The sequence below is a fragment of the Viridibacillus soli genome, from assembly GCF_016612995.1.
Taxonomy (GTDB): Bacteria; Bacillota; Bacilli; order Bacillales_A; family Planococcaceae; genus Viridibacillus; species Viridibacillus soli.
This window is the reverse complement of sequence record NZ_JAEOAH010000003.1, coordinates 253,918-266,015: the sequence shown is the minus strand read 5'-3', so window position 1 is coordinate 266,015 and position 12,098 is coordinate 253,918. Positions and strand designations below refer to the sequence as shown.

General features: G+C 36.6%; 10 protein-coding genes. 7 read left to right on the top strand and 3 right to left on the bottom strand.

Going from position 1 to position 12,098, the window contains the following annotated elements:
* The first annotated feature begins 55 nt into the window (after positions 1-55).
* The 4 genes from JFL43_RS03185 (at position 56) to JFL43_RS03170 (ending at position 2,667) form a co-directional block, all read left to right on the top strand.
* Complete coding sequence (locus JFL43_RS03185) at positions 56-385, top strand: hypothetical protein (protein WP_100797454.1); 330 nt, start codon at positions 56-58, stop codon at positions 383-385.
* 232 nt (positions 386-617) lie between these two features.
* On the top strand, positions 618-794 hold the full coding sequence (locus JFL43_RS03180; protein ID WP_200747890.1) for a hypothetical protein: 177 nt from the start codon (positions 618-620) through the stop codon (positions 792-794).
* Positions 795-950: 156 nt separating this feature from the next.
* A complete protein-coding gene (locus JFL43_RS03175; protein WP_200747889.1) occupies positions 951-1,568 on the top strand; it encodes an IS607 family transposase in 618 nt (205 codons plus the stop codon).
* Positions 1,552-2,667 carry an RNA-guided endonuclease InsQ/TnpB family protein gene (locus JFL43_RS03170; protein WP_200747888.1) on the top strand — a complete coding sequence of 372 codons (1,116 nt, stop codon included), beginning with the start codon at positions 1,552-1,554 and terminating at the stop codon, positions 2,665-2,667. The genes JFL43_RS03175 and JFL43_RS03170 overlap by 17 nt, the downstream gene beginning before the upstream one ends.
* 333 nt (positions 2,668-3,000) lie before the next feature.
* Here JFL43_RS03170 and JFL43_RS03165 read toward each other — a convergent pair whose 3' ends face one another.
* The gene (locus JFL43_RS03165; protein ID WP_100797453.1) at positions 3,001-4,605 is read right to left on the bottom strand and encodes an ABC-F family ATP-binding cassette domain-containing protein; all 1,605 of its coding nucleotides are present in this window, start codon (positions 4,603-4,605) and stop codon (positions 3,001-3,003) included.
* A gap of 302 nt (positions 4,606-4,907) precedes the next feature.
* Between JFL43_RS03165 and JFL43_RS03160 the strand changes: the two genes are divergently transcribed.
* From JFL43_RS03160 to JFL43_RS03150, 3 genes are all read left to right on the top strand, one after another.
* On the top strand, positions 4,908-5,057 hold the full coding sequence (locus JFL43_RS03160) for a hypothetical protein (RefSeq protein WP_200747887.1): 150 nt from the start codon (positions 4,908-4,910) through the stop codon (positions 5,055-5,057).
* Between the two features lie 3 nt (positions 5,058-5,060).
* Positions 5,061-5,846 (top strand): enoyl-CoA hydratase/isomerase family protein, encoded by a 786-nt coding sequence (locus JFL43_RS03155; RefSeq protein WP_200747886.1) that lies wholly within the window; start codon positions 5,061-5,063, stop codon positions 5,844-5,846.
* Positions 5,847-6,183: 337 nt separating this feature from the next.
* Positions 6,184-7,620, top strand: a complete 1,437-nt coding sequence (locus tag JFL43_RS03150; RefSeq protein ID WP_200747885.1) for an aldehyde dehydrogenase family protein — start codon at positions 6,184-6,186, stop codon at positions 7,618-7,620.
* Between the two features lie 1,071 nt (positions 7,621-8,691).
* On the opposite strand, the gene JFL43_RS03145 is transcribed toward JFL43_RS03150, so the two are convergent.
* Positions 8,692-10,419, bottom strand: a complete 1,728-nt coding sequence (locus tag JFL43_RS03145; protein WP_200747884.1) for a glycine betaine ABC transporter substrate-binding protein — start codon at positions 10,417-10,419, stop codon at positions 8,692-8,694.
* A gap of 3 nt (positions 10,420-10,422) precedes the next feature.
* Entirely contained in the window at positions 10,423-11,628 is a 1,206-nt protein-coding gene (locus JFL43_RS03140; protein ID WP_200747883.1) for a quaternary amine ABC transporter ATP-binding protein, read from the bottom strand.
* Positions 11,629-12,098: the final 470 nt, after the last annotated feature.

Below are 12,098 nucleotides of genomic sequence, written 5' to 3'. Positions count from 1 at the left end.
CTCACTACATACTTACAAGTCCTCCCAATTTATAATGGTTGTAGGGGTGAAAATATTGACTGAATTAAAAGAATTACCAAGAAGAGTATCTAGACTTGCGTTGGTTGAGGAAATTGAAGCTAGTATTCAGCACTACTACGAAGAAACAGAGAAATCATTACTGAGAAAAAGTGATTTATTAGAAAGAAAAAGTGTTTTAAGCATTTCCTCAGAAAAAACAGACAGTGGAATGGCAATGACTATTATTCAGCATATGATTGAAGAAATTGATGTTGAAATAGTTACGTTAGAAAAAAATATTCGACACTGTAATAATAACGAGAAATATTATCAAGAAGTTTTACGTGTAATAAAACAATCAATAAAAGAGCTAGAATCAAAATAATTATTGGCAGAAAAGCATCCTTTAGGGTGCTTTTTATATTACTCTGATACAAGTAAATATCCAATGTTGGTTCCTCCCTATTGGTGGGTGTTTATTTACTTGAGGGTCAGACTTGAATCATCTTCCATTTAATAATTGGAATAAGGAAAATTATTGATAGTTTTAAAATATTGCATGAAACTTACAATTACTTGCATATAATTTACTAATATCGTTGTGAGGAGGAAGAGATATGAAATCACTGATCATTATGGGGAATGGGAATACATACGTTGTTGATGAATCTCCTGACGAATTTTATGAAAACTATTTAAGTGGGACGGTAGAAAATTTTGATTACTTGGATTTAGATGATTTTACGACCATTGCAATCACTCATATATCCGAAATTGTCAGTATTGAAGAGTGATGCTTTAAGCCACATCAATTAGATGTGGCTTTTAATTTTAGCCTAATTCAATGCGGAGGGGGATAATAACAGTTGGATATAATCTATAAAAACCCATAAATAAGCATTTAAATATGGTATGGTTATCCTATATAGTAAAATATAGGGGTGATTAAAATGAAAACATACAGCATAGGACAGTTTGCAGAAGAAATTGGTATCACAATACAAACATTAAGAAATTGGGATAAAACAGACAAATTGAAGCCTAGTTACACTACTCCGTCTGGTCACCGCTACTACTCGCAACAACAACTAGATATGTACTTAGGTTTGTATGAGCAAGAGAAAGAAAGATTAGTAATAGGCTATTGTCGAGTATCATCTAGTAAACAAAAAGATGATTTGGAAAGACAAGTTGAGAATATGAAAACCTATTTGATTCAACAAGGTAAACCCTTTGAAATTATAACGGATGTAGGCAGTGGGATTAACTATAATAAAAAGGGGTTAAACATATTAATCGACAAAGTGCTTGCCTATCAAGTTGAAACCGTAGTTGTCATGTACAAAGATAGATTACTGAGATTTGGATACGAGTTACTAGATAGTCTATTTGCGAAATACGGAACAAATATTCAAATAATAGATAGCACACCCAAAATCGAAGACCAAGAGTTGGTGGAAGATTTGATTCAAATTGTCACAGTCTTTAGCTGTAAGTTGCAGGGCAGACGAGCGCACAAAGCAAAGAAGATGATTGAGGAGTTAATCAAATATGATTCTCACGAATAGAATTAGACTTCGACCAACTCCTGAACAAGAGTCTGCACTTTGGAAGTCTACGGGAACAGCTAGGTGGGTATATAACTGGTCTTTAGCTAGACAAGAAGAGAATCACAAGAAGGGAAATAAATTCATTTCTGATAATGACTTGCGCAAAGAAATCACACAAATTAAAAAGCAGGATGACTTTATTTGGTTGGGTGAAGTGTCCAACAACGTAGCAAAACAGGCAGTTAAAGATGCCTGTGACGCCTATAAGAAGTTTTTCAAGGGATTAGCTGATAAGCCAAGGTTTAAAAGTAGAAAGAAATCCAAACCATCTTTCTATAACGACAATCTAAAGTTAAAATCCAAGCCAAACAAGTTAGTCCTAATCGAAAAGATTGGTTGGGTAAAGACCTCAGAACAATTATCTATAGATATCAAGTATATGAATCCTAGAGTGGGGTTTGACGGAAAGTATTGGTATTTGACTGTGGGTATTGAACAAGAGGTTGTGAAACCCGAGTTGACAGATGTAGTCGTTGGTATTGACTTAGGAGTAAAAGATTTAGCAATATGCTCTGATGGAAAAGTCTTTAAAAATATTAATAAAACACAAGCAGTACGTAAGACCGAGAAACAACTTCGTAGGTTGCAGAGAAGAGCTTCTCGTAAATATGAGATGAATAAGGAGGGAAACCGTTTTGTCAAAACAAGCAACCTTATAAAAATCGAAAAGCAGATACGGCACCTACATCGACGGTTAACAAGCATTCGAGACAACTATATTCACCAAACAACAAATACAATTGTGAAAACCAAACCTTGTAAAGTTGTTATGGAGGATTTGAATGTATCTGGAATGATGAAAAATCGTCATTTATCGAAAGCAATCCAAAAGCAAAAATGGTATGAATTTATCCGTCAAATGAAATACAAGTGTGAGAAAAACGGAATTGAATTTATGCAGGTTAGTCGTTTTTATCCATCATCTAAGATGTGCTCAAATTGTGGAGATATTAAATCAGACCTAAAGTTATCTGATAGACTTTATTCCTGCGAATGTGGATTAGAAATAGATAGAGACCTAAATGCTACTTTGAATTTAGCTAACTATAAAAATTAGCAGATTAATCACGTAGAAGATACTGCTAATATGTAGGATTCGTTGTGTCCGAATTTAAGCCCTTGGAGTGTCACATCAAACGAAAGTAGCTTCGGCGAAATCGGACACGCAGAACAGGGAAGAAAACAATGCTTATATATATTTATAGGATTTTGGCAACGGAGTAAGGATTAATGAGGAAGCTATTCATGCTGGTACCAGTATTTTTATTTTAAATAATATATAATTCTTGGCATAAAGAATCCCCATACTCCCTGAAGTTCAATAGGGGAGTATGGGGAAATTAGAAGTACTTAGAAGCTGTAAAACAAGCTTTGCTAAGTAACAATTTTATTATTTTAACTTTTCTTTGTCTTTCCACTCTAAAAATTCATCATACGTTAATTGCTTATCTAAAATTGAACCGTCTTCACGGATTTCAATTACGCGGTTAGCAATTGTTTGGATGAACTGATGGTCATGAGATGTGAAGATCATAGCACCTTTGAAGCGAATTAAGCCTTCATTTAGTGCTTGGATTGACTCAAGGTCAAGGTGGTTGGTAGGCTCATCAAGTAAAATAACGTTTGCAGTGGCAAGCATCATTTTAGACAGCATACAACGAACTTTTTCGCCCCCTGATAACACAGAAGGAGATTTCTTCACTTCTTCACCAGAGAATAGCATACGACCTAAGAATCCACGTAAGAAGCTTTCTGTTTCGTCATCTGGGGAATATTGGCGTAACCAATCCACTAATGATTTCTCTGTGCCTCCGAAGAATTTATCGTGATCGTTTTCGAAGTAGCTTTGAGATGTAGTAACACCCCATTTAACTGTACCCGCATCTGCTTCTTTTTCTTCCATTAATATGTCAAGAAGAGCAGTTTTAGCCTGCGGACTACCTATTAAAATGATTTTGTCTTCCTTGTTCATTGAGAAGCGAATGTCTTTAAACAGAGTTTCGCCTTCGTGACTTGCTGTTAGGCCATCAACAGTTAACACGTCATTACCGATTTCACGACCTGTTTGGAAGTTAATGAATGGATATTTACGGCTAGATGGTTTAATATCATCAAGCTCGATTTTATCCAACATTTTTTTACGAGAAGTGGCTTGGCTTGATTTAGAAGCGTTCGCAGAGAAACGAGCAACGAATGCTTGTAGCTCTTTAATCTTCTCTTCTTTTTTCTTGTTTTGGTCTGACATCATTTTTTGTGCTAATTGGCTAGACTCATACCAGAAGTCATAGTTACCAACGTATAATTGGATTTTAGAGAAATCAAGGTCAGCAATATGTGTACATACTTTGTTTAAGAAGTGACGGTCATGGGATACAACAATAACCGTATTTTCAAAGTTAATTAAAAATTCTTCTAACCATTGGATTGCTTTTAAGTCAAGGTGGTTGGTAGGCTCATCTAGTAAAAGAACGTCAGGCTTACCGAATAGGGCTTGTGCTAATAAGACTTTGACTTTGTCAGAACCTTCTAGGTCAGCCATTAGCATATAGTGAAGATCGTCGCCAATCCCTAAACCGTTTAATAATGTTGCCGCTTCAGATTCAGCTTCCCAACCATTTAGGTCAGCAAATTCACCTTCTAATTCAGCAGCACGCATACCGTCTTCATCAGAAAATTCTTCTTTTGCGTAGATTGCGTCTTTTTCTGCTTTTACTTCCCAAAGACGTTTGTTCCCCATAACAACTGTATCTAATACGTTAAATTCATCGTATTCGAAGTGATTTTGCTTTAATACAGAAAGGCGTTCGTCTTTGCCCATAGATACGTGGCCATCTTGTGCCTCGATATCACCAGATAAAATTTTTAAAAATGTCGATTTACCAGCACCGTTTGCTCCGATTAGGCCGTAACAGTTACCTGGTGTGAATTTAATATTTACGTCGTCAAATAATTTACGGTCGCCATAGCGAAGACCTACATTACTTACTTGAATCATGTAAGTTCCTCCTTTTTTCACAATGCCTCTATTATATCATGGAACGCTGAGCAAGACAGTAATTAATGCTTTAAAAGTGTATAAATTTACGTTTGTTGTTTTCGTTTAAGTGAAAACCGTTAGATTTCATAGCTAGTAGGCAAAGAAAATAGTGTGAAAGGCTATTCACCATTTAAAAATATATTGATTTAGAAAAATAATTAATCTTTAGGTTATACTCATTTTTCTAATCTCATAGAAATACAATTAATAAAATGCTAAATCAATGTAAAGGTGGAATTACTAAGAAAGGGAAAGTCGTGGTGATGACAGAGCCTGACAAACGTGAAGTTTACCCATTTGATGACATGCTAGCCTATGACTTTACATTAACTGATATTGCTAAAGCACTGGATACATCTGCAACTCGTGAAGTGACTCGTGCATCGAATTTAGTAAATGAAGGGGTGTAACTTATGAATGCCATATTAACAGAAATAGTAGGAGACAATGGACAGATTTTAAACGTGACTTTAAATCGACCGAAAATGCTCAATGCTTTTAATACGAAAATGGCTGAATATATGTTGTCACTTTTAAAAGTCGTGTCAACTGATCCATCTATTAGAGTTGTACTTTTAACTTCTTCGAACAGTGAAGCATTTTGCTCAGGAGCAGATTTAAAGGAACTTAAAGGGCTTTCTGAGGAGACCTGGAAAGCACAGCATGAATTATTTGAGCAGATGTTTTATGCGCTTGAGGATCTACCACAGCCAACAATTGCCGTAGTTAATGGCTATGCTTTGGCGGGTGGTTTTGAATTAGCACTCAATTGTGATTTCCTCGTTGCAGCAAAAACAGCGAAATTTGGCTTACCAGAAGTAACTCGAGGCATTATGCCTGGATGTGGTGGTTCTCGTCTTTTACCGAAACGAGTGCCATTACATAAAGCGAAACAATGGTTGTTTACGGGTGAAATCTTTGGAGTAGAAGAAGCAAATGATGCTGGTCTACTTAATGCAGTCGTCCCACCTGAAGAATTGTTCCAAACAGCTCTTAAGCTTGCAAATAAAATCGCGAAAAATGCTCCTTTGGGGGTGCAAGGTTGTAAGATTTGCGCAAATACTTTAGGAGCGTTATCGAATAGTGATGCTCGAAAACGAGAAATAGAGATTTATAACCTTGCAGTTAATTCAGAGGATCGTCTTGAAGGAGTGCGTGCATTTAATGAAAAAAGGGCACCAAATTTTGCAGGAAAGTGAGGGGGAATTACGATGATATTAGTAGTTGAACAAGTGGTGTTTTTAGAAGAACTGCGTCAAAGTGTACGTGCCGTTTGTAAAGCATCTCCGGATACGTAATTGCGCGAGATTGATGAGCAATAAGCATATCCAACCTAATTAGTGAAAGTCATAATAGATGCAGGCTTTTTAGCAGCTCAGCCGAACGGAATGATTTGACCATTTGGTTTGGTCATGATGCAAATCAGTTTAACTCATTTATTAAATCTACTGGAGGCTATTACGAGTAAATCTACAACAACCCTAAGGCCCCATTTGTCTTAGGGTTTTTTTATCAAGAACAAAGGAGGATTAATAGATGATTGAATATTGTTCGTTTATTCGAGGTGTAGAAATTAAAGGAGATTTTCGTGAAGAAATTGGAGTACGTAATCCTTATAATAATGAGCTAATTGGTATAGTTAGCTGCGCTACGACAAGCGATGTGGAACTTGCCGTTAAAGTGGCTCATGAAATATACCATCAAAAAATGAAATCTATGCCAGCACATGAACGCAGTGCGATTTTGCGACGAGCCGCGGATTTACTAGAAGTACAAGCAACAGATTTTGCGACGACATTAGCTTTAGAAGCCGGCAAGCCGATTGTTGAAGCAAGAGGTGAAGTATCCCGAGCTATTCAAGTATTACGTTTTGCTTCTGAAGGGGCCAAAAATTTAAACGGGGAACAAATTGTCTTAGATAATGCATTGGGTGGTGAAGGGCAGATAGGTATAGCCAAGCGGGTACCGATCGGAGTGGTCGCAGCAATTACACCGTTCAATTTTCCGTTAAATATGTCACTTCATAAAGTGGCCCCTGCTATTGCAGCAGGAAATACAATTGTATTAAAACCAGCAGAGAAAACGCCATTATCCGCGATAAAATTATATAAACTGTTTGAACAAGCTGGTTTACCAAAGGGTGCTTTTAATTTATTAAATGGGCCCGGAGAACAATTAGTGGAAACATTAGTGACACATCCACATGTGAAAAAGGTGACGTTCACGGGTAGTAGTACCGTTGGCTGGAAAATTCAAGAGATGGCAAAAGGGAAAAAAGTTACGCTTGAGCTTGGTTCGAATGCACCTAATATCGTTTTTGAGGATGCAGATATCGATCATGCAGTCAGTGCCATTACAATGGGAGGCTTCACATTTGCAGGACAGGCGTGTGTATCTGCACAACGTATTTTTGTGCATCAAGCAATCTATAAAACCTTTTTAAAAAAGATAGTAGATAAAGTATCTAAGTTGAAAATGGGTGATCCACTTGATGATTCAACCGAAATTGGACCGATGATTACAGAAGAAGCGGCAAAACGTGCAGAAGATTGGGTACACGAAGCAGTTGCAGAAGGAGCGATTGTGCGGACTGGTGGGGAGCGCCAAGGGACAATGATGCAAGCAACTATTATTGATCATGTCCGATTTGATATGAAAGTAGTTTGTGAGGAAGTATTTGCACCTATTATTTCTATTATGCCATTTACAAGGGAAGAGGATGTCATAAAATGGGCGAATGATTCAGAATACGGCTTACAGGCAGGTGTCTTTACGAATAATATTAATCGTGCATTTCGTGTCGCAGATCAATTAGAAACAGGCGGCATATGGATCAACGAAGTATCTGTCAAGCGCTATGACCACATTCCATATGGCGGTGTGAAGAAAAGTGGAATTGGAAAGGAAGGCATTCAATATTCAATTGAAGGTATGACAGATTTAAAATTTATCGGTATCAATATCTTAACGTGAAGGGGACGTTGCTAACTATTGCGGCAGGTGCTTGCGAAGTGATTACGATTGATATTAATGAAAAAAAGCTAGTTCAAGCAAAAAGAACTGGGAGATACAACCGTCTTTAACTAAAAGGATGCTGATGTTATAGAACAAGTCAAAAAGTATACGTATGATGGCGTCAATTATGCATTTGAAACTGCTGGAGCAGTAGCAGCTCCGTAAGTCGCATAGGCTATTTCAAGCGATGCACTTGTTGATAAGTTTATGGCACTTGCGATCGGATTACCAATGGAACAAATAAAGCAAATTGTAAATACAATTCTAGATCTAGAGCATTACACGAAAGAGGAACAAGTCGAGGGTCGGTTTATTGTTATAATCGAATAGCAGTAAGGGAAGTGTGTTGTTTTTAATTGATCATGACCAAAATAAATTAATGGAACCAGTATATAAGAGGAGTTTGGCATTATTAGGGAGGGAAGAAAAGAAGAAGTTAATAATTAATGGATGTTGGTTAGATACAGAAAAAATGACTTATCACTTAAGCAATGTTCATAGGAAAGTAATGATAGAAAATTTCCTATGGAAAGAACTGCCGAGCTTAAGTTTACAACAAATATCGTTTTCACTTTCAAATTGAAGTTTAAATAGGTATCCAGGTTAGGATTAAAAAGAGGAGATTTTTGACTAAAAGGATATTATAAATAGGAAAAACAACGGCAGATTTACTTTGCAGTTGTTTTTTAAAGGGACGTATAATCAATCTTTCAGTCTCTATTTGTAAATTGGAAATATCCAAATTTCCTCCCCCTACACAATTTTATTTTAAAATACAAACATTTACAGGTTATACCAAAAAACTATAACTCTAATTGTAGTTCGTTTTCCAGTAATTTGCATCATAAGTTGAAGAAGGTCATACATAATTCCCCTTTAAACGACTAAAAGCAGTGCAATTTATAGTACGTCAACCACAGTCCTTATATTAGCTATTAAAGCTGCTTTCGACAGTTATTTTTTTGAAATTGCCTATTTGGAAATAAAAGAGGGCTACCTAAAGATTTACTTTAGGTAGCCTAGTTTCTTCTATTTTAAATCTTCAATCGAATCAATATCTACATACTTAGGTACAACAATACCATTTTTCGTTCCTTCAAGGTTTGGTCCTAAATCAACGAGATCTTTTTTGTAAGATGCATAATAATCTTTATGCGTACTTGGGAGCCATGCTGCAACCATTGCATCAACACTACCATTCGCAACACCTGCAAACATCGGTCCTACTTCAACTTGACTGAGTGTTACTTTGTAGCCATTTTGCTCAAGTACTTTAGCAATCACATTTGTACTAGCTATTTCAGTGTCCCAAGCGACATAAACAAGTTTGATTTCTTCCCCTTTACCCGCTTGTGCTCCGTTTGTCCACTTAGCTATTTTATCTGTGTTTGCTTTAATCCATTTTTCAGCAGCTTCAGTTGGGTTCGTCCCACCTGAAATATCTACCATCACTTTCTCCATATCGCTTGTGTCCCAAGAAAATTGATCAAGGATTTTATAAGCACCTGGAGCATCATCTTTTAGTCCTTTTCGAACGATTGTATTAATACCTTCTGCACCGCCAAATACTTTATTTGGATCATCGAGATATTTTAAATCAAAGGAAGCGAACATCCAGTGAGGAGACCAACCTGTAATAATAATCGGTTCTTTCTTTGCATACGCTTTTTTCAATTCAGCAACCATCGCTGCAGATGAACCTTCAACAAGCGTCCAATTTTCTAATTTATAATCTTTCATTGCATTTTTCGCCTGCGCCATCAATCCAGCACCTGGTTCGATTCCGATAATTTTATAATCGGTTTGGGCGCCAATCTCAGAACCCGTTCCTTTTACAGCGTCTTCTTTTGTGAAGACATTAAATAGCGCTGCCACTACTATCAGTATCGCGACAATGGATAAGACGATTTTTCGACTAACGAAACGTTCATACGCTGGTTTACGAATGTTTTGTGTAATGCGGTCTAAAATGATGGCAATGAAGACAATCGATAATCCGGCTTCAAAACCTTGTCCAACATTTATTTGACTGACTGCACGATAAACGTCCGCACCAAGTCCAGGCGCACCAACTAATGATGCCGTAACAACCATAGAAAGGGCAAGCATAATACTTTGGTTGACCCCTGCTAAAATGGTCGGTGTAGCTAGTGGTAATTGAACTTTCAATAACTTTTGACTAGAAGTTGAGCCGAAAGCATCTGACGCTTCAATAAGATCTTTTGGCACTTCTTGAATACCGAGATTGGTCATCCGGATTGCCGGTGCAATCGCGAATATAAATGATGCCACAATCCCTGGTACAACACCAATCCCGAAAAATAAAATCGACGGAATTAAATAAACGAATGCAGGCATTGTCTGCATAAAGTCTAAAATAGGTGTAACAATTTTTTGTACCGTTTTATTTTGAGCACACCATATACCAATTGGAATACCTAATAAAATAATGAAGAAACCGGATACTAAAACGATTGCAAGTGTTTGTATCGTCGATTCCCAATAACCTAGATTATCAACTAGTAACAAGCTTATTACTGTAAATATCCCTAGCGGCCATCTACTCGTATAGCCAACTAACAAGGCTAATACGATGATTAATACTACAGGGGGACCAACGCTTAATACTTCAACAATTATATTTAATAGTCCATCAATGACATTTGTAAAAAATGAAAATAATGCAGCAAATGTAACTGTGATCCAATCAACTAAAGAATCGACCCAATCACCTAATGGAAGCTTTGACATATTCATTGATTAATCACTCTCCAATACGTTCAAATAATCTTTGTTACCAGCTAGAGCACCTATGACAGCTCCGCGAATAACAATTCCTTTTATTCTGTGTTCTTCATCAATCACCGATATTGGAAGATTAGATGTTGCCATAACATCCATTAAGTCTACAAGGAGCGCATCTACTGGCACGGTTGGTACATCGGTTGTCATGACATCAGAAATCAATAAGTTTTGATCTATCGCCTGACGTGCTTGTTCAGCGGATATTGCGCCTAAAAGTTTTTGCTTACGATCCACCACGAAAATACTTGAATAACCTTCTTTCCGCATAATTTCAAGTGCGACCCTTGGCCCTCTATCGATACCAATTTTCTCTGGTCGTTTCATAATGTGAGAAGCTGTTAATACTTTAGATAAATCGACATCTTCTACAAATTTCTCAACAAACTCATTCGCGGGACTCATCATGATTTGTTCCGGAGAACCAAGTTGGATAATACTACCATCCTTCATCAAAGCGATGCGATCGCCAATTCTTAACGCTTCGTCTAAATCATGGGTGATAAAGATAATTGTTTTTTTGAAGTTTTCTTGAATCTCTAGCAATTCATCTTGCATATCTTTGCGAATAAGTGGGTCAAGTGCACTAAATGCTTCGTCCATTAACAAGATATCTGTGTCGCTAGCAAGTGCACGAGCAAGACCAACCCTTTGCTGCATACCACCACTTAGTTGCGAAGGCAATTGATGCTCATAACCTTTTAGTCCAACGACTTCAAGTGCGCTCATTGCTTTTTCACGACGTTCATTATTAGGGGTTTTTTTGATTTCTAGACCAAATTCTGTGTTTTCTAAAATTGTTTTGTGGGGGAAAAGGGCAAAGTTTTGAAATACCATACTAATTTTCTTTTGTCTTACTTCTCTTAGACGGGCAGCGCTCATTTTGACGATATCTTCATTGTCAATTAAGATCTCGCCGATCGTTGGGGCAATCAGACGGTTAAACATACGGATTAACGTAGATTTACCACTTCCAGACAAACCCATAATAACGAAGATTTCTCCAGGATAAATACTAAAGTTCACCTTATTTACGCCTAAAGTTTGTCCAGTCTCTTTCAAAATTTCTTTTTTAGAACGACCTAATTCTAAAAGCTCCAGTGCTGCTTTGGGAGACTTACCAAAAATCTTTGATACGTTTCTTACTTCTACAAATGGATCCATTTAAACACCTCGTTCTTAAATTTTCTTTTGAAAACAGAAGCAGTCATGAAATAGCTATTCAGGAAAGTAATTATCTCTAAAAGTAAAAAGAAAGTTATTGATTTATCATGTGCGAAGATGACTAATTCAATCCTTCTTACTTGAATTTCCAATTTATTGATAGTGGAGATGGAAATTCATAGATTTATTTCTGCTTGCTTAGCTCTAATTTTTACCAAATGCTGATATTTTTTAGTGAAGAGGATAAAGAAAAAAGAGGAAAAACAACATCAAATCAGGGATTTTTTTAAGGGTAAAAAAGAGTGTTTACTTTATTACTATATCGTTTTCTATCACTCATATCAAATGATGTCCGTGTTTGGAACTAATAGATATAGTAGAATTTTCACTAGATTGCATTTCTCCTTTTTATACTGAAAGTACTAATATATAAAGGTTTTTGTCTTTTTTATCATGATATTTTCTCCTTG